Source organism: Clostridium oceanicum, from assembly GCF_039521385.1.
GTDB lineage: Bacteria > Bacillota > Clostridia > Clostridiales > Clostridiaceae > Clostridium_F > Clostridium_F oceanicum.
In genome coordinates this window covers 533191-551341 of sequence record NZ_BAAACG010000008.1, presented here as the reverse complement: position 1 = coordinate 551341, position 18151 = coordinate 533191, and the positions used below count along the sequence as shown (strand labels likewise).

Genomic DNA, 18151 nt, shown 5'->3' with positions numbered 1-18151 from the left:
TATCTATTTCCTTTTAATTTTAATTTAGGTATATAAATGTGTATTATAAAAACTAGTTTATATTAGTTTTTTCTACACAAACATGATAATCTTTACCAATGTTATTATTCCATTTAACATTTCCATTATTAAATGTTTCTTTAAAAGCATAATCTAAAGTGCTTCCTTTTTCAACATAAATAGTAGCAGTAAATGCTTCAAATGTTTTACCCATATAATAATCTACAACTTGTCTATTAAGTTTAACGTTTTTAATGTTATTCCAACCGTTAACTCCATAGTGAAGAGTTACTTCTTTAATATCAGTTGTGTTTGTTTTGTTATAATCTACAGGCAAAGAAATCTTGTAGGCTACCATATTGTTATCAGCAGCATGTACATTTTTAAAGGGTACAGCTAGACCTATAACTAATAAAGATAAAACCATCATGGAACTAATTAATTTTTTCATTTTGCATCCTTCTTTCTAGCAATATTTATTACGTAACTAATAATACAATTAAATGTATTTAATGTAAAATACTGTATAAAATTAAATATTACCATGTATTCCTTTACCTTCTTATAGAATTATCATTTCCTCAATATAGTTAAAAATAAATAACATATTTTGGGATTAAGATTTATATAACATTTCAATATGTGGGATATTATCTTCTAAGTAAACTTCGGAAACTTCTTTAAATCCTAAGCCTTTGTAAAAGGATTTTATGTATTCTTGAGCGGATATTCTAATTTCTTTTTCATTTAAATTTTTTTCAATAAAAGATATAGCCTTTAATACCATTTTATATGCTAATCCTTTTTTACGATATTCTTTTAATACTAAAACTCTTCCTATAGATATTTCTTTAAAAGATAAACCTTTTTTTAGAATTCTTAAATATGCTATTACTTCATTTTTTTCTTTTAAAAATAAGTGATATGAGTTTTGGTCTAAACTGTCTAGATCCATATAAGGACAATTTTGCTCTTCTATAAAAACTTTATTCCTAGCTTTCAATATAGAGTAAAGCTCTTCTAGTGTTAAATCATTAAATTTTTTAATAATAAAATTCAAATAAGTAACCTCCTTAGGTATTAACTAAATAGAATATTTATTTATAATTATACTCAATATATAGAAAAATTATATAATATATTAATTATTTTTTATAACTTGACAAATAAAATAGTAGCTACTATAATAATTACTAACATATATTTTAGTAGTTACTGATGTAGTTACCATGCTGTAGGATTTTATAACTTATATATAAATGATAATTATAAAATGATATTATAGTTATATAAGTTTTGATTTATAATAAATTTTAGATAATATAAATTAAAAAATGAACTTATAAAAATTATAATAATGCAAGGAGTAGAATATGGATAACGAAGTTATTATTGATAATATGAAAAACTTAGGAATGACTGAATATGAAGTTAAAGCTTATTTAAGTCTTTTAGGACAATACCCTGTAAATGGATATACTTTAAGTAAAAATTCAGGAATACCTAGATCTAGGATATATGAGGTATTAAATAGTTTGAAAGACAAGCAGATTGTATTTGAACAAAAGGAAGGAAAATCAGTTTCATATTATCCTTTAGAACCTAAATCTTTATTAGAAAAATATAAGAAAAAATTTGACAATATGATGGACAATATAGAAGAATATACAAAGCAAGTATATATCAAAAATAAAGATGATAACAGATTAGTTATAATAAATGGAAGAGAAAAAATAATAGATTTTATAAATTTATTAATATCAGATGCAAAAGAGAGAATAGCGTTATCAATATGGGAAGAAGAAATAAATGAAATATCAGATTCTTTAGATAAAGCTATAGAAAGAGGGGTAACAGTTAAAGGAATATATCTTGGGGTGAATAATAAATATAAACAACTAGTAACTCATAGAAGAATAGACAGATATTTAGCTGAAAAAAAAGAAAGATATATGACAATAGCAGTAGATAGTACCCATGTAGTATTTGGAATACTTTCAAGAGGAGCAGATAGTAAAGTTACCTGGGCAAAGGATTCAGGTTTTGTAGAAATGAGTGAAGATTATATTTCTCATGATTTAATGGTAAATGTGTATTCAAATAGTTTAGGTGAAAAAGAAAAAGAAAAATTTGAAGTTTTTTGTGACAAAGCAAGAAGAGATTATTTTGACTATACAGATGAGGAATTTGAAAAGATTAAATGGAAAGAAAAAAAGAGTTAATAAATTTTAAAATTAGTGTAAGATAAATAAAGTTTATTTGTTTTTTAATATTAAGACTAAATATAAGCTAAAAGGGGATTAGCTTTCTTTAGAAATAATATATTTAAATAAAATAATATGATTTAAATTATATTAATAAATATAAATTAAATAAATACGAATTTTTATTAGTAATAATAGGGGGCTTTAAAATGAATAAATTAATATTTCAAGAGGATAGTTATGTAAAGGAATTTGAATGTAAGATTGTTAAAGTTGATCAAGAAAAAAATGCTGTAGTATTAGATAAAACTGCATTTTATCCAGGGGGCGGTGGTCAACTTTGTGATAAAGGTATTTTAAAAGTAGATGGAAAAGAATATATAGTAAGCAAAGTAAAAAAAGAGGGACAACATATATATCATTATATTGATGGAGAGCTTCCTAAGTTAGGTGAAAATGCTAAAGGAAAACTTGATTGGGAATATAGATATAAATTAATGAGAACTCATACTGCAATGCATATTTTATGTGGTGTTGTTTGGAGAGATTATAAAGCAAAAGTAACTGGTGGTAATATGGAGCCTTTAAAAGCAAGAATGGATTTTGAATTTGAAACTTTTGATAAGGATCTTATAGATGAAATAAATGAAAAAGTAAATGAAGAAGTTAAAAATAGCAGAGATATAAAAGTTGCTATACATTCAAGAGAAGAAGCTATGAAAATTCCTGATTTAATAAGAACAAAAATAAATCTATTACCAGAAGGTATAAAAGAAATTAGAACAGTAGAAATAGATGGATTAGATCTTCAGGCAGATGGGGGAACTCATGTTAAAAATACTAGTGAAGTTTCTAAAATAAATATTGTTAAGTTTAAAAGTAAAGGAAAAAATAATAAAAGAATATATGTTGAATTAGAAGATTAAAGATAAAAAATTCTATAATTTATATAAATAATTAAATCCTATATAATAGTAACTTTAAAATCTATTGTATAGGATTTTTTTATAATTTCTAAATTTATTCCATTTAATATAAGTAGATTTAATAAATAATAAAATTATTTTAAATCAAAGTTATAAATCTATGATTTTTATATTTAATTTTACTATGGCTAAAGAATTATAATTATTTAGATTTATATTATCTAATAAGAATATTTTATATTAATATAGGAAAACTAAATTAAGTGTAAAACTTAAGGAGGTTACCATATGGAAAATTCAATGTTTTGTTATCAGTGTGAGCAAACAGCAGGAGGAAAAGGATGTACAAAAGTTGGGGTTTGTAGTAAAGACCCTGATGTAGCTAAAATGCAGGATGTATTAATTTACATATTAAAAGGTGTTGGATTTTATGGCTCTTGTAATTTAGAAAAGGGAAATAAAATTCCACAAAAGATAGGTGAATTTTTTACAGAAGGTGTATTTTCAACTCTTACTAATGTAAATTTTGATGGAGAAAGATTTATAGAATATATAAAAGAAGCAAACAGAGTAAAAAAAGTTCTTAAAGAAAGTGCTGGAGAAGTAAGTAATGTACCAGAAGGAGCGGATTTTGTTTCTCCAGAAACAAGAGAAGGAATACTTAATCTTCCTAAAGTTCCTAACCTAGGAGTTATGGATGATGAAAACTTAGATATGGATATACGTTCTTTAAGAGAATTTTTAATTTATGGAATAAAAGGAATGGGAGCATATCATCATCATGCATATATATTAGGCGAATATAGTGAAGAAGTAGTTAACTTTATGTTTAAAGCTATGGGTAAAACTTTGGATAAAAATTTAACTGTAGAGGATTATTTCAATCTTAATATGGAGCTTGGAAAAACTAATTTAAAATGTATGGAAGTATTAGATGCGGCTAATACGGGAGCATTTGGTCATCCAGAGCCTACAGAAGTTTCAGTAACTAGAAAAAAGGGACCATTTATAATAGTATCTGGTCATGATTTAAGGGATTTAAAAGATTTACTTGACCAAACAGAAGGAAAAGGTATAAATGTATATACCCATGGAGAAATGCTTCCATGTAATGCTTATCCAGGTCTTAAAAAATATAAACATTTAGTAGGAAACTATGGAGGAGCATGGCAAGATCAGCAAAAGGAATTTGATAATATTCCTGGAGCTATAGTGATGACTAGTAATTGTATTATGAAACCTAGAGATAGTTATAAAGATAGAATATTTACAACTAGTGTTGTAGGATTTAGTGGAATTACTCATATACCTACAATAGATGGTAAAAAAGATTTTAGCCCTGTAATAAAAGAAGCTTTAGAGCTTGGCGGATTTACTGAGGATGAAAAAGAAAAGAAGATAACTATAGGATTTGGAAGAAATGCTACATTAAGTCATGCAAATGAAATTGTAGATGCAGTTAAGTCAGGAAAGATAAGACACTTTTTCTTAGTAGGTGGATGTGATGGTGCAAGACCTGGAAGAAATTATTTTACTGATTTTGCAAAACAAACTCCAGATGACACTATAATTTTAACACTTGCTTGTGGAAAATATCGTTTTAACAAATTGGATTTAGGCACAGTTGCAGGATTTCCTAAAGTTCTTGATTGTGGCCAATGTAATGATGCATATTCAGCAATACAGATTGCATTAGCTTTATCTAAAGCTTTTGATTGCTCTGTTAACGAACTTCCACTTTCATTTATAATTTCATGGTATGAACAAAAAGCAGTGGCAGTTCTACTTACATTATTATATCTTGGAATAAAGGATATTTATTTAGGACCAACATTGCCAGCTTTTGTAACTCCAAATGTATTACAAGTTTTAGTAGATAAATTTAATATAAAACCTATATCTACACCAGAGAAAGACTTAGAAGAAATATTAGGATAAGAAATTTAAATATAATTAAATTATAATTTTTAAATAATAGATTTAGGCTGTTGATAAAGATAAATTATTAGCAGTCTTTATTTTTATTTATGAAATAAAAATAAAGATATGCAATTATTAAAATAAAAAATATAATTATTGTTTTTTAATAATAATTATTGTATAATAAATAAAAGGATTATTTATGATTAAAGAGAATATTTAATAAAAGAGATTAAATATTAATTATTAGGAGGGAATATAATGACAAAGCATCTTCAAATTTATAAATGTAATACTTGTGGAAATATTGTAGAAATATTAAGTTCTAATGGAGCTCCCCTTGTATGTTGTGGAAAGAATATGGATCTTTTAAAAGAACAAACAGCAGATACATCACTAGAAAAGCATGTACCTTTCATTGAGGAAATAGAAGATGGATACAAAGTTAAAATTGGAGAAAAACAAGACCACCCAATGATTGAAAAACATTATATTCAATGGATAGAGTTAATATCAGGAAAAAATATTTATAGAAAAGAATTAAATCCTAATGACAAACCAGAAGCTGTATTTAAAATAGAAAAATCAGAAGATGTAATTGCAAGAGAATATTGTAATATACATGGACTTTGGAAGAAAAATTTATAAATTATAATTGTATATAAATATAAAATAAAAAAAGTTTATATGGAGGTATTAATATGAAATCTTTAAAAGGAAGTAGAACTGCCGAAAATTTGCTTAAATCATTTGCTGGTGAATCACAAGCTAGAAACAGATATACATACTATGCATCTGTAGCAAAGAAAGAAGGATATGTTCAAATTTCAAATATATTTACAGAAACTGCAGATAACGAAAAGGAACATGCTAAAAGATTTTTTAAATTTTTAAAAGAGGATTTTCAAAAGGAAGCTATAGAAATTACTGCTAGTTATCCTGTAGCTTTAGGAGATACAAAATTAAATTTAGATTCAGCAGCTGAAGGAGAAAATGAAGAATGGTCTGAGTTATATCCTGAATTTGCTAAAGTAGCAGAGGAAGAAGGATATAATGAAATTGCAGCTGTATTTAGAAATATTGCTTCTGTAGAAAAACACCATGAAGAAAGATTTAGAAAATTATTAGCCAATGTTAAAAACATGACTGTATTTGAAAAAGATGGAGAAGTTTATTGGAAATGTAATAATTGTGGCTATATTTATAAGGGTAAAAAAGCTCCAGAAGTCTGTCCAGCATGTGCTCATCCAAAATCATACTTTGAAGTATTATGTGACAACTTTTAAAAATTAATTATAAAAAAATATAATGTATTTTAAGGCTATTGATAATTTAATTTATCAATAGCCTTTTAAAATTATAGTAAATATTTTATTATGGGTATATTTTCTAAAATATATTAGATACTAAAATATTGATTTAAATTTTAATATAGATTATAATATCAATATACGATATTAATAAATGATATCGTATATTGATATTTATTATATAGCAAAGACGTAAAGTAAATAAAAATAAGACTTAATAGATTTAGAAAGTGTAAGTTTTAAACTTATAAGTGTTAGGAGAGAGATTTATGAAAGAAAAAATATTAAGAAGAGTATTTTTAGGTTTTATTCAAATACACATTTTATATCATGCTAAAAAAGATCCTATATATGGGTCATGGATGATAGAGGAACTAAAAAATCATGGATATAAAGCTAGTCCAGGTCTTATATATCCAATGCTTTCTAAGATGGAAAAAGAAGGATTGCTTTTTAGAAGCAACAAAAATATTAATGGAAGAATAAGAAAATTTTATTCTATTACTGAACTTGGAGAAGAAGTTTTAAAAGAAGCTTATGTAAAGGCTGAATCCTTATTTGGAGAAATACATGAATAATCCTTATAGGTTAGACAGGATATATGGAATTGAGATACCTTCTTAGTATTAAAGAAAGAGTGTAATATTTTGTATTTAGAAAATTTAATATTGAAGTATGATCTAGATAATAAAATTAATTTATTAATAGGGAGAAGGGATATAATGTTTAAATTTAAAGATGTTAGGTATAAGGATATAGTAAATATAGAAAATTTAGAAATACAGAAAGGTGAAGTTACTACATTAGTAGGTGAAAGTGGTGGTGGAAAAACTACTATATTAAGGATGCTTAATAAACTTATTTCACCAACATCAGGAGAGATAACATATAAAGGAGAAGATTTAAAAAAAATAGATAGTATAAAACATAGACAATCTGTGGTTATGTTGTCACAATCTCCAGTTATTTTTAAAGGAACTATAGAAGAAAATCTTTGTAAGGGATTTATATATCAAGAAAAAGCTTTACCTAAAAAAAGTGAAATGAAAAAAGTATTGAATATAGTAAAACTAAACAAAAATCTTGAAGATGATTCTAATAGGTTATCTGGAGGAGAACGTCAAAGATTAGCTTTAGCAAGAATATTATTGTTAAATAGTGATGTGTATTTGTTAGATGAACCAACTTCTGCTTTAGATGAAAAATTAGCTGATGAGTTAATGGATATTATTATTAAAGAAGCTGCAAGTTTTAATAAAACTATAGTTATGATAACACATTCAAATAAAATAGCTATTAAATATTCTGATAAAGTAATTGAAATTGAAAATGGAAATGTTAAGGAGGAAAAATATGAATGGTGTAATTAATTTATCTAATTACCAAGTAGCTTTAGCGTTTGTATTTATACTTATAGTTTTTATTATATTTAAACATAGAGGTATAAGAAAAGAAAAAGAGCTTATTATATCTTCCCTTAGAATGACTTTCCAATTGGTATTAGTAGGATATCTTTTGACATATATTTTTAAAAATCCTAATCCTATAGTTACTATGATTATAATATTTTTAATGGAAGTATTTTCGGTTTATACAATATTTAAAAAATTTAAAAATAGACTTTCAAATAATTTAAAAAAAGTTATAGCTCTTTCTGTTAGTTTGGGAACTTTTATCTGTATCATTTATTTTCTATTAGTAGTTGTTAGAATTAAACCTTGGTATAATCCACAATATTTAATACCTATTGCAGGAATGTTTATAGGTAATTCAATGACAGGAGTAGGACTTGGAATAAATTCATTAGTTGAAGGGATGACTACTAAAAAAGAATATATTGAAGAAGCATTAATATTAGGAGCAACCCCTAAAATAGCATCTAAAGAAATTATAAATAATTCTTTTGATGCAGCAATAATGCCAACTATGAATTCAATGATAGGAATGGGAATAGTATTTTTACCAGGCATGATGACAGGACAGATATTATCTGGAATAATTCCAACTACAGCTATATCATACCAAATAGTAATTATGTTAGGTATACTTGGATCAGTATCTTTAAGTATTATATCTACTTTGATTTTTGGGTATAAAACATTTTTTAATAAAGAAAATCAGCTTAATATATATTTAAATTCTAAGTAGTTTTATAATATAATTAAAATATGATTTTTAGTAGGTTATTTTGTGAGTTTTAGGATTATATATATTTATTTAAATATATTATAGGATTTCATATTATGTTATAAAGGTATGTAAAGGAGGAAATCATATGGCAAATATAAAATATGATATAGTTAAAGAGTTAGGTGAAATTTCAGAATCATCAAAGGGATGGACTAAAGAACTTAATTTAATAAGTTGGAATGATAGATCACCTAAATATGATTTAAGAGATTGGGCACCAGAACATGAAAAAATGGGTAAAGGAATTACTATAACAAAAGAAGAATTGAAAAATTTAAGAGATTTACTAAATAAGATGGATTTGTAATTTAAATAAGAAGTATAGTTTTATATTTTAATATTGGTATACTAAAAAGTATTTTAATTTAGCTTAAAGCTAAATTGGAGTACTTTTATTATTTTTATCACAATCTATAAAAATTAAGTGTTTTTTAAGTTTAATTTTATTTTATTAATATATATATAATTTATAATGTTATTAAGATAAAAAATTTATATAATTGAATACATTTATTAAAAACAAATAAATTATATGTAATCATATGAAATGGCAAAAATTTAATCCTTGATAAAAGGTAATGCCAATAGTATAATAAAACCAACCAGTCGGTATGTAGATATAGGAGGTAATTATGAGTACTAGAGAAATGATATTACAAACAGCTTTTTTAGGTTTTTTAGAGAAAGGTTTTGATTCTATATCTTTAAATGAATTAATAAAAAGAACTAATTTAACTAAAGGCGCATTTTATTATCATTTTAAGAGCAAAGAAGAATTATTAAAAGAAATTATTGATAAATATTTTCATTCATATATAGATAAAAATGGTGAAGAATTACTACATGTTGAGGGAAATATATATGATAAAGTTAATTTTATAGTAAAATCAATTGGTAAGATGCAAAGGGAAATGATTTGTTTTGGAGATATAGAGGTAGATACGAAAGCTTTTCACAGATTGTTTTTATCTGCAATAAAAAAAGATGATAGATTAAGAAAACACAATGAGGAAAATACTAAAAAAATAAAAGGTGTTTTTGAATTAATAGTTAAAGAAGCTCAAGATGAAGGATATATAAAAAAAGATATTCCAGCTAGTAAAATAGCTAATCTCATAAATATATGTATTAAGGGAACAATGGTAGAATGGATGGTTTGTCAAAAATCAGGACTTGAAAATTCATTGAAAGAAAATCTATTATCTTTACTTGAAATAGCTAAAGTTTGTTAATTAATTATAAGTATTAGGTTTTAGATATGGTTAAAATATATAGATAAGGGATTTAAAAAATTCAGTATTTATATTTATAAATAAATTGTATTTAAGTTTTATATTAAATGTGTGAAAAAATAAGGAGGTACCTATGAAAAAGAAAGTCATAATAGCTGTAAGTGTAGTAGTTCTATTAGTAGCAATAATAGGAATATCTGCTTTTGGCGGAAAAAAGAAAAAGGGTATAGAAGTAAAAACAGGAAAGGTTACAAAAGGAGAAATAAAATCCTACTTATCAACTACTGGTAAAGTAGAATCTAAGAATAAAAAAGAATATTATGGAACTCAACTTAAAGTATCTAGTGTTAAAGTAAAAGTTGGAGATACAGTAAAAAAAGGTCAAGAATTAATAACTTTTGAAACACCGGATTTACAAACACCTAAAAAGCAAGCTCAAATTCAATACGATAATGCAGTTTTGCAAAAGAAAGAACTATTGGCTAGTAAATCTAAAATAGAAGATCAGATATCTAAATTAGATAGTCAAATTTCACAATTGGAAAAAAGTAAAAACCCGCAAGATTTAGCTAAATTAGAAACATTAAAACAGCAAAGAAAATCTATTCAACCAATATCAGATGAAAAAATAACTCAAGCAAATAATTCTGTAAATGCAGCAAATCTTTCAGTAGAATCAGCTAATGAAAAAATAAACCAGACACAAAGTAATATAGTATCAGATATAGATGGTATTGTAACTGAATTAAATGCATCCGTTGGAAGCATGGGAGCAACAGGGGCCAGTCCATTAGTAGTAGTTCAAAATATTAGTGATTTAGAAGTTGTTGTTCCTTTAGGTAAATATGATGCTAATAAAATTAAAATAGGAATGACAGGAACTGTTAAAAATGAAGATTATAAATATGATGGAAAAGTAAGTTTTATTGCTCCAGCAGCTAAACAAGCTAAGACACCAACAGGCGGTGGCAATACAACATTAGATTGCAAAGTAGATGTTTTGGAAAAAACTCCAAAAGGATTAAAAGTAGGTTTTGATGCTGACATAGATATATTACTTGGAGAGGCTAAAAATATTTTAAAAGTCCCTGTAGAAAGTATAAAAAATGATAAAACAGGTAAAAACTTAGTTTATGTATTAAAGGATGGAAAAGCAGAAGAAAGACAAGTAGAATTAGGAATCCAATCTGATATGGAATCAGAAATAAAAAAAGGATTAAAAATAGGAGAAAAAGTTATATTAAATCCTACAGCATCCATAAAAAATGGAACTTTGGTAAAAGACAAAGCAGGTGATAAGTAATATGAGTAAGAATGTAATACATGTTGAAGATGTTAGTAAGACATATAATACAGGAGCCATTAGCTTTACTGCATTAAAAGAAGTAAATTTAACAATAAAAGAGGGAGAATTTACGTCTATAATGGGTCCTTCTGGATCAGGTAAATCTACTTTTATGAATATATTAGGTTGTCTTGATAAAATGAATGAAGGCAAATATATATTAAATGGTAAAGATGTAACAAATCTCACTGAAAACGAACTTGCATATGTTAGAAATAGAGAAATAGGATTTGTGTTTCAATCGTTTAATTTACTTCCTAGAATGACTATATTGGATAACGTAGAGCTACCAATGGTTTACTCTGGAGTGTCTTTAAAAGAAAGAAGAGAAAAGTCATTAAGTGCCTTAGAAAAAGTAGGACTTATAGATAGAATAAAACATAAACCTAATGAAATATCAGGAGGACAAAAACAAAGAGTTGCTATTGCTAGAGCTATAGTTAATAATCCTTCTGTTCTTATGGCAGATGAACCTACTGGAAATTTAGATACAAAATCTACTAATGACATAATTAGAATATTTCAAAAATTAAATGATGAAGGAGTAACTGTAGTTATGGTTACTCATGAACCGGATGTAGCTAGATATACAAAGAGAATAGTAAAATTTACTGATGGAAGTATAGTTTCAGATGAAAAAGTTTTAGATAGGGAGATAATAAAATGAGTTTGATAGAAAACCTAAAGATGGCATTGGATAGTATAAGATCAAATAAGCTTCGTTCTTTTTTAACTATGCTTGGTATAATAATTGGAATAAGCTCAGTTATAACTATAGTTTCCCTAGGGCAAGGTGGAAAAGAAAATATATCTGGTCAGTTTGAAAAAATAGGAGCTTCTACAGTTAATATAAAAGTAGATATAACAAAGGCTAGTTCTACTGATTATATAACATTAAAAGATAGTGAATATATAAAAGAAAAAGTAGATAAAATTAAATATGTATCTCCAATGGTACAAAAACAAGGAATCGCAACAGAAGGTAGTAAAAATAAAGACTTAGTAGTTAGTGGTGGAAATACAGATTTAAAATATATAAATAATCAAGAAATACTATACGGCAGATTTTTTAATGATAGAGAATATATAGAAGGAAAGGCTGTAGGCGTAATTGATAAAAATTCTGCAGAAAGTCTTTTTGGAACAGACGATGCTGTAGGAAGATATATGAAAATATCTTTTAAAGGTTCATCTAAAAAAGTTAGAATTATTGGAGTAACAGAAGGATTTTCAGCGCCTTTTATGGCTGGAGATAAAATGCCAGTATTCTTGAGTACGCCAATTACATTTTTAAATCAGTTATTTTCTGATGACTTTAATATAACTTCTTTGTCAATGATAGCTGGGAGTAAAGATGAGGCAGAAGATGCAGGTAATATTGCTAAAAATATATTAGAAAATAGGCACCATAATAAAGGGCAAGATGTATATACTGCAGAAAGCGTATTAAAACAATTAGATCAGATAAATAATGTCCTTGGAATATTTACAACATTTATAAGTGCTGTTGCAGCAATTTCTTTACTTGTAGGAGGAATAGGTGTTATGAATATAATGCTTGTATCTGTTACTGAAAGAACAAGAGAAATAGGTATAAGAAAAGCACTTGGGGCTACCACAAAAGACATAATGTTTCAGTTTTTAACAGAGTCTGTTATCATTTCTATAATAGGTGGAATTATAGGAATGATACTTGGAGTAGTTTTTGCAAAAGTTATAGGATTAGTAGTTGATATAGAGCCTAGTATATCTATAGTAGCTATAATTACTGCAATACTATTTTCTTCAGCCGTTGGAATATTCTTTGGAATATACCCTGCTAAAAAAGCAGCACAATTAAATCCAATTGATGCATTAAGATATGAATAAATTATTTTAATATTTTATTATATTGATAAGTGCTTTTAGTACAGAAAAATAAAACCATAAGATAGTTTTTTAAAAATTATCTTATGGTTTTTCTTGTGAAAAATTATAAGGAGTAGATTTTAAATCTATTTTTTAAATAAAATATAGGTCCCTATAATATAATAAGATAATTATATATTTGAAAGTAATATTTAAATATATAATTAGTATAAAAGAAGAATAATATTTATATATAAACTTAAATATATAGATAAAAAGAAGAATTTTAATAAAAATATACTTTTGTAATAAATTCTTAAGAATTTAGGTTACAAGCTGGCAAAGTTTCTATTATATAATAGATTTAGTTACTAAGATAGAAAGGAATTATAGGAGGATTTATGAAAAAAGTTATAGTTTTATTTGGATTAATTTTATGTGTTACAGTTTCAATTTTTGCATGTATGAAAATAAAAAATAATAATGAATATAAAGAAAGAAGAGAAAAAATTCATACTTTTTTACAAAGTAGTAGCAATAGAGTGCAAGTATACTCAAGAGCTGTTAATTTAAATAGAGGTAAGTCAGCAAATACGTGTGTTTTCTTTATATCTGAGGTATTAAGAAGAAATGATTATAAAGTACCAGATAGTATGTGTAATGTAGTTGAGTTTATTTCTTTTTTAGAGAAAAAAGGATGGAAAAAAGAAACTAATTATAAAAAATTGCAACCAGGAGATTTAGTTTTTACAAAAGATTCTACAGAAGGCAATAGTCATGGAACACCGAATCATGTATATGTATTTATGGGATGGGTAGAAGAAGGAAAATATGATTATGCATATATAGCTGACAATCAAGCAAAAGATTATAATAATAAAATTTATCATATTCGTAATGTAACAGTTGTAAACAAAATTAATGGTTATACAAAAGATCCCTTTAGCTTTTTTATGAAAAAGTAAAATAATGAAAACATATAATTATAAAAAAGATATTTCTAAGATTTTTCTTAGAAATATCTTTTTATAGAGATATATACAAATCTATTTTATTAGGAAAGTAGATTTTTGTAAAATAAATTTAAGTATATTATTTTTATTAAATTTAATAATTTATAATAGTTATTGATTTAAAAAATCTAAAGCATATTGTACATGAAGTGATGTTCCTACTTGAAGGGCATCTTCATCTACAGCATATTTTGGATGATGTTGAGGATAATTTGCTTCTTTAGCTTCATTTCTTACACCAACTAATGCAAGTACCCCAGGAACTCTATTTAAATATTCAGCATAATCTTCTCCGCCCATAATTTTTTCTATTTTTATAGAGTTTGCTCCTATTTTTTCTAAAGATTTTTCAGCAAGTTTTGAATAGGTTTTATTATTTATTACTACAGGAGTACCAATAGTATATTGAAGTTCAGCTTTTGCTCTAAAAGTAGCAGCAGTATCTTTAGCTATTCGCTCTATTATTTTAGGGAACTTTTCTTGGATTTTAGGATCAAAACATCTTGTTGTACCATTTAAAATTGCTTCACTTGCTATAACATTGAATCTTGATCCAGAATTAAGAGATCCTACACTTACAACGGCAGGTTGTAGAGGTCCTAATTCTCTACTAACAATGCTTTGTAAATTCATAACTATAGCTGAAGATGCTACAACAGAATCTATACCTTGATGAGGTGCACTACCGTGGCCACCCTGTCCTTCTACTTTTATAGTAAATAAATCCGCAGAAGCCATTAAAGGTCCTTCTTGAACACATACAGAGCCAACTTCAATATCGCTCCAAACATGCATTCCAAATACTCCATCTACACCATCTAAAGCACCAGCTTTAATCATTACTTTAGCACCATCAGCTATTTCTTCTGATGGTTGGAATATTAATCTAACATTACCCTTTAATTCATCTTTTAAATCATTTAATACCATAGCTGCTCCTAAAAGCATAGAAATGTGACAATCATGTCCACAGGCGTGCATAAATCCTTCATTTTTAGATTTATAATAGCAAGTGTTTTCTTCAGTAACAGATAAACCATCTATATCAGCTCTTAAAGCTATAGTTTTACCTGGATTTTTACCTTTGATTTCAGCTATTATTCCTGTATCAGGCACACTTTTATAATCAATAGATAGCTTGTCTAATTCTTCTTTAATCATTTTACTTGTAGTAAATTCTTTTAAACTAGCTTCAGGATACATATGAAATTTTCTTCTTAAATCTATAATATTTTGTTTGTATTTCTTAGTCATTTCTTTTACTATCATATAATCCGCCCCCTAAATATATTTGATTTTGAATATTATGAAAAAATAAATTATATTTTAATAAATTAAAGTAATTTAACAAAGAAACCAGCAATGATTACTGATGCAATAGTTACAGTTGTAAATCCAGCCACAAGCATTTTTGGAAGCATATCATCAAGTACATATTCAGTTTCATCTTTAGTTTCACATACAGACTTAACAGCTTCATGAGTTAAAATATAATCAGCTGGGAATCCATATAAGGCCGTTAATGTACAAGCAAATGCCATTTCTTTTGAAAAACCTAGAAGTTTTCCAACTATTAAAGATACAATAAACATACCTAAAACACCTAAAACTATTATTCCAAATAATGGTGCAATTATTTGCTTTAACATAGATGGTGTAGCTTGAGAAAGATTAGCAAATATAAATGCCATTAATGTAGTCATTAAGAATCCAAAAGCATTAGCTTTATTTAAAGCTTTTTCTTCTAAGAAACCTATTTCACAACCAATAACACCTAATATTAAACAAACAACAAAGTCATTAACATGAATAACTGGTCCAATTAAAGATGCAAGCCATCCAACTAATCCTAATTTAAGTAAAATCATATATGGAGTTTGATATTTTTCAGGTAGTGGAGGAAGAAGTTTTTTTCTAGGAGTAAAGTTTACAGCTTTTTTAGCTGAATTTGATTTTTTTCCATCAGTTTTATAGATTCCAAGAACACGTTTAGCTTCTTTTTTAAGACATAAAGCTGATATAGGATATCCTACAAAACCTTGCATTATGTACATAGATGTTGCAAGAACCGCAATAGATGTAAGTCCCTTGTCAGTTGCAGCTTTAGACATTAGTATTGAAGCTACAACACCACCAGTTAATGGAGGTGTACCTGCTACTACAGTTTCCCAACCAAAAAGTAATTTACCAACAGTAAGAGTTAATAAACATATACCTATAATTCCAGTTAGAGCTATAACAACTGTTTTCCATTGAGATAACAATTCTTTTAAGCTCATTAAAGTTCCCATGTGAACTAATAATAAATACATAGAAATGTACACTATGGGTTTTGCAAAAGAACCTTGTTCAATAATATCTTTAGGTAGGAAAGTCCAAAACCCAATTAAAAATAGTACTGCAGATACAAATACAGATGGAACGAAAGCTTTTGTTTTCGCTGAAACAAATTCACCTGCTGTTAATACTACTAAAATAATAGTAAATGCTGCGATTACGCTAAAAGTCATAATATTAGCCCCCTTTTATGAATATTTTTCGACAAAATTTTTAAAATTTCGTTAATTATATCAATAGTAATTTACAGTGTCAAAAGTAAAAATAGTGGTTATATTTAAATAAATGGAATATATGAAAAAATATATAACTTTGATAAAATTATATTTTTCTATATAGAGAATGGGATGAATAATATTATTCGTTTTCTAGAATATTTTTATAAATAATAAGGTTTACATGGAAAAGGGTACCAAATTAACCGGCAAATTAATATTTTAGTCAGCTAAAGTTATATTCTTGTAAAATTTTATTTTATTTAATTTTGCAGGATTTAATCAAAAAAATATATAAATGAATGAAAAAAATTAAAAAAAAACTACATTTATATATATCTCAAATATATTTATTATTTAATTTTGTGATAGTTGTATTAAACTTAAAAGACTTCTAAATTTAAAATGAATTTTACTCACTTTGAATTTTAGAAGCCTTTTATAAATTTATCTATTTAAAAAATCTAATGCATATTGAACATGAAGAGCGGAGCCAATTTCAAGGGCATCTTCATCTATAGTATAATTAGGATGATGTTGAGGGAAAGTTGCTCCTTTATTTTTATTTTTTACTCCAATTAATGCTAGTACTCCAGGAACTTTATTTAGATATTCTGCAAAATCTTCTGCTCCTGTGATTTTTTCTATACTTATAGCTTTAGCGCCAATTTTTTCTACCGATTTTTCAGCTAATTTTGAGCATTCTCTATTATTAATAACTACAGGAGTTCCAAGTGAGTACTTAAGATCAGCATCAGCTCTAAAAGTAGATGCAGTTGATTTAGCTATTCTTTCAATGATTTCAGGAAATTTATTTCTTATTTTAGGATCAAAACATCTTGTGGTACCGGTGAGAGATCCTTCACTTGCTATAACATTAAAGTTTGAACCGGAATTAATAGAACCTATACTTACAACAGCAGGGTCTAAAGGACTTAATTCTCTGCTGACAACACTTTGAAGATTTACTACTATAGAAGAAGAAACTAAAGCAGAATCTATTCCTTGATGAGGAGCACTACCATGGCCACCTTTTCCTTTTACATTAATTTCAAATATATCTGCTGAAGCCATTAAAGGCCCTTCTTGAACAGATACACATCCATGTTCTATGTCGCTCCAAACATGCATACCAAATATGCCGTCTACCCCATCTAAGGCACCAGCTTCAATCATCATTTTAGCACCTTTAGCAATTTCTTCTGCAGGTTGGAATAATAGTCTTACTGTACCATTTATATCATCTTTTATATCATTTAAAATCATAGCTGCTCCTAAGAGCATAGATATATGGCAATCATGACCACAAGCGTGCATAAATCCTTCGTTTTTAGACTTATACTCACAAGTATTTTCTTCAGTAACAGGTAAGGCATCTATATCAGCTCTTAAAGCTATAGTTTTACCAGGATTTTTTCCTTTTATTTCTGCTAATATTCCTGTATTAGTTATGTTTTTATATTGGATTCCAATCTTATCTAATTCTTTTTTTATCATTTTATTTGTATTATATTCATTTAAACTGGATTCAGGATACTGATGGAATTTTCTTCTTAATGCTATTATTTCTTCTTTATATTTTTTAGTAAGTTCCTTTATTTTCATATACTT

19 protein-coding genes are annotated in these 18151 nt (G+C 26.4%); 14 read left to right on the top strand and 5 right to left on the bottom strand.

Annotated elements, in window-relative coordinates; all coding sequences use genetic code 11:
- Positions 1-52: 52 nt before the first annotated feature.
- Together ABDZ71_RS08645 and ABDZ71_RS08640 are read right to left on the bottom strand one after the other, a co-directional pair.
- Positions 53-451: a carbohydrate-binding protein gene (locus ABDZ71_RS08645; protein ID WP_343760789.1), complete on the bottom strand. Its 399-nt coding sequence runs from the start codon at positions 449-451 to the stop codon at positions 53-55.
- A 165-nt stretch (positions 452-616) separates the two neighbouring features.
- Positions 617-1060: a GNAT family N-acetyltransferase gene (locus tag ABDZ71_RS08640; RefSeq protein ID WP_343760787.1), complete on the bottom strand. Its 444-nt coding sequence runs from the start codon at positions 1058-1060 to the stop codon at positions 617-619.
- Positions 1061-1373: 313 nt separating this feature from the next.
- On the opposite strand from ABDZ71_RS08640, the gene ABDZ71_RS08635 reads away from it, so the two are divergent.
- From ABDZ71_RS08635 to ABDZ71_RS08570, 14 genes are all read left to right on the top strand, one after another.
- Positions 1374-2222: a TrmB family transcriptional regulator gene (locus tag ABDZ71_RS08635; RefSeq protein ID WP_343760785.1), complete on the top strand. Its 849-nt coding sequence runs from the start codon at positions 1374-1376 to the stop codon at positions 2220-2222.
- A gap of 191 nt (positions 2223-2413) precedes the next feature.
- Positions 2414-3130, top strand: coding sequence for an alanyl-tRNA editing protein (locus ABDZ71_RS08630; RefSeq protein WP_343760783.1), 717 nt, complete (start codon positions 2414-2416; stop codon positions 3128-3130).
- 288 nt (positions 3131-3418) lie between these two features.
- Positions 3419-5068, top strand: coding sequence for a hydroxylamine reductase (gene hcp / locus ABDZ71_RS08625; protein WP_343760781.1), 1650 nt, complete (start codon positions 3419-3421; stop codon positions 5066-5068).
- A gap of 243 nt (positions 5069-5311) precedes the next feature.
- Entirely contained in the window at positions 5312-5698 is a 387-nt protein-coding gene (locus ABDZ71_RS08620; RefSeq protein ID WP_343760779.1) for a desulfoferrodoxin, read from the top strand.
- A gap of 53 nt (positions 5699-5751) precedes the next feature.
- Positions 5752-6336, top strand: coding sequence for a rubrerythrin (rbr, locus tag ABDZ71_RS08615; protein WP_343760777.1), 585 nt, complete (start codon positions 5752-5754; stop codon positions 6334-6336).
- Between the two features lie 293 nt (positions 6337-6629).
- Entirely contained in the window at positions 6630-6938 is a 309-nt protein-coding gene (locus ABDZ71_RS08610; protein ID WP_343760775.1) for a PadR family transcriptional regulator, read from the top strand.
- A 144-nt stretch (positions 6939-7082) separates the two neighbouring features.
- Positions 7083-7730 carry an ABC transporter ATP-binding protein gene (locus ABDZ71_RS08605; protein WP_343760773.1) on the top strand — a complete coding sequence of 216 codons (648 nt, stop codon included), beginning with the start codon at positions 7083-7085 and terminating at the stop codon, positions 7728-7730.
- The gene (locus ABDZ71_RS08600) at positions 7714-8508 is read left to right on the top strand and encodes an ABC transporter permease (protein ID WP_343760771.1); all 795 of its coding nucleotides are present in this window, start codon (positions 7714-7716) and stop codon (positions 8506-8508) included. The genes ABDZ71_RS08605 and ABDZ71_RS08600 overlap by 17 nt, the downstream gene beginning before the upstream one ends.
- Before the next feature lie 127 nt (positions 8509-8635).
- On the top strand, positions 8636-8857 hold the full coding sequence (locus tag ABDZ71_RS08595) for a YdbC family protein (RefSeq protein WP_343760770.1): 222 nt from the start codon (positions 8636-8638) through the stop codon (positions 8855-8857).
- 325 nt (positions 8858-9182) lie between these two features.
- A complete protein-coding gene (locus ABDZ71_RS08590; RefSeq protein WP_343760768.1) occupies positions 9183-9782 on the top strand; it encodes a TetR/AcrR family transcriptional regulator in 600 nt (199 codons plus the stop codon).
- Between the two features lie 133 nt (positions 9783-9915).
- A complete protein-coding gene (locus ABDZ71_RS08585; RefSeq protein WP_343760766.1) occupies positions 9916-11085 on the top strand; it encodes an efflux RND transporter periplasmic adaptor subunit in 1170 nt (389 codons plus the stop codon).
- Position 11086: 1 nt separating this feature from the next.
- Positions 11087-11794 carry an ABC transporter ATP-binding protein gene (locus tag ABDZ71_RS08580; protein ID WP_343760764.1) on the top strand — a complete coding sequence of 236 codons (708 nt, stop codon included), beginning with the start codon at positions 11087-11089 and terminating at the stop codon, positions 11792-11794.
- Positions 11791-12996 carry an ABC transporter permease gene (locus tag ABDZ71_RS08575; RefSeq protein WP_343760762.1) on the top strand — a complete coding sequence of 402 codons (1206 nt, stop codon included), beginning with the start codon at positions 11791-11793 and terminating at the stop codon, positions 12994-12996. The genes ABDZ71_RS08580 and ABDZ71_RS08575 overlap by 4 nt, the downstream gene beginning before the upstream one ends.
- Positions 12997-13376: 380 nt before the next feature.
- On the top strand, positions 13377-13940 hold the full coding sequence (locus ABDZ71_RS08570) for a hypothetical protein (RefSeq protein WP_343760760.1): 564 nt from the start codon (positions 13377-13379) through the stop codon (positions 13938-13940).
- A 159-nt stretch (positions 13941-14099) separates the two neighbouring features.
- On the opposite strand, the gene ABDZ71_RS08565 is transcribed toward ABDZ71_RS08570, so the two are convergent.
- From ABDZ71_RS08565 to ABDZ71_RS08555, 3 genes are all read right to left on the bottom strand, one after another.
- Positions 14100-15257 (bottom strand): M20 family metallopeptidase, encoded by a 1158-nt coding sequence (locus ABDZ71_RS08565; RefSeq protein WP_343760758.1) that lies wholly within the window; start codon positions 15255-15257, stop codon positions 14100-14102.
- Between the two features lie 65 nt (positions 15258-15322).
- The gene (locus ABDZ71_RS08560; protein WP_343760756.1) at positions 15323-16498 is read right to left on the bottom strand and encodes a hypothetical protein; all 1176 of its coding nucleotides are present in this window, start codon (positions 16496-16498) and stop codon (positions 15323-15325) included.
- 489 nt (positions 16499-16987) lie between these two features.
- On the bottom strand, positions 16988-18145 hold the full coding sequence (locus ABDZ71_RS08555) for a M20 family metallopeptidase (RefSeq protein WP_343760755.1): 1158 nt from the start codon (positions 18143-18145) through the stop codon (positions 16988-16990).
- Between the last annotated feature and the right edge of the window lie 6 nt (positions 18146-18151).

Excerpts from the sequence above, each read along its gene's own strand:
- ABDZ71_RS08560 (WP_343760756.1), bottom strand. The coding sequence starts at position 16,498 with ATGACTTTTAGCGTAATCGCAGCATTTACTATTATTTTAGTAGTATTA.
- ABDZ71_RS08620 (WP_343760779.1), top strand. The coding sequence starts at position 5,312 with ATGACAAAGCATCTTCAAATTTATAAATGTAATACTTGTGGAAATATT.
- ABDZ71_RS08585 (WP_343760766.1), top strand. The coding sequence starts at position 9,916 with ATGAAAAAGAAAGTCATAATAGCTGTAAGTGTAGTAGTTCTATTAGTA.
- ABDZ71_RS08610 (WP_343760775.1), top strand. The coding sequence starts at position 6,630 with ATGAAAGAAAAAATATTAAGAAGAGTATTTTTAGGTTTTATTCAAATA.
- ABDZ71_RS08595 (WP_343760770.1), top strand. The coding sequence starts at position 8,636 with ATGGCAAATATAAAATATGATATAGTTAAAGAGTTAGGTGAAATTTCA.
- ABDZ71_RS08570 (WP_343760760.1), top strand. The coding sequence starts at position 13,377 with ATGAAAAAAGTTATAGTTTTATTTGGATTAATTTTATGTGTTACAGTT.
- ABDZ71_RS08590 (WP_343760768.1), top strand. The coding sequence starts at position 9,183 with ATGAGTACTAGAGAAATGATATTACAAACAGCTTTTTTAGGTTTTTTA.
- ABDZ71_RS08565 (WP_343760758.1), bottom strand. The coding sequence starts at position 15,257 with ATGATAGTAAAAGAAATGACTAAGAAATACAAACAAAATATTATAGAT.
- ABDZ71_RS08630 (WP_343760783.1), top strand. The coding sequence starts at position 2,414 with ATGAATAAATTAATATTTCAAGAGGATAGTTATGTAAAGGAATTTGAA.
- ABDZ71_RS08605 (WP_343760773.1), top strand. The coding sequence starts at position 7,083 with ATGTTTAAATTTAAAGATGTTAGGTATAAGGATATAGTAAATATAGAA.
- ABDZ71_RS08645 (WP_343760789.1), bottom strand. The coding sequence starts at position 451 with ATGAAAAAATTAATTAGTTCCATGATGGTTTTATCTTTATTAGTTATA.
- ABDZ71_RS08575 (WP_343760762.1), top strand. The coding sequence starts at position 11,791 with ATGAGTTTGATAGAAAACCTAAAGATGGCATTGGATAGTATAAGATCA.
- ABDZ71_RS08555 (WP_343760755.1), bottom strand. The coding sequence starts at position 18,145 with ATGAAAATAAAGGAACTTACTAAAAAATATAAAGAAGAAATAATAGCA.
- ABDZ71_RS08580 (WP_343760764.1), top strand. The coding sequence starts at position 11,087 with ATGAGTAAGAATGTAATACATGTTGAAGATGTTAGTAAGACATATAAT.
- ABDZ71_RS08635 (WP_343760785.1), top strand. The coding sequence starts at position 1,374 with ATGGATAACGAAGTTATTATTGATAATATGAAAAACTTAGGAATGACT.
- hcp (WP_343760781.1), top strand. The coding sequence starts at position 3,419 with ATGGAAAATTCAATGTTTTGTTATCAGTGTGAGCAAACAGCAGGAGGA.
- ABDZ71_RS08600 (WP_343760771.1), top strand. The coding sequence starts at position 7,714 with ATGAATGGTGTAATTAATTTATCTAATTACCAAGTAGCTTTAGCGTTT.
- rbr (WP_343760777.1), top strand. The coding sequence starts at position 5,752 with ATGAAATCTTTAAAAGGAAGTAGAACTGCCGAAAATTTGCTTAAATCA.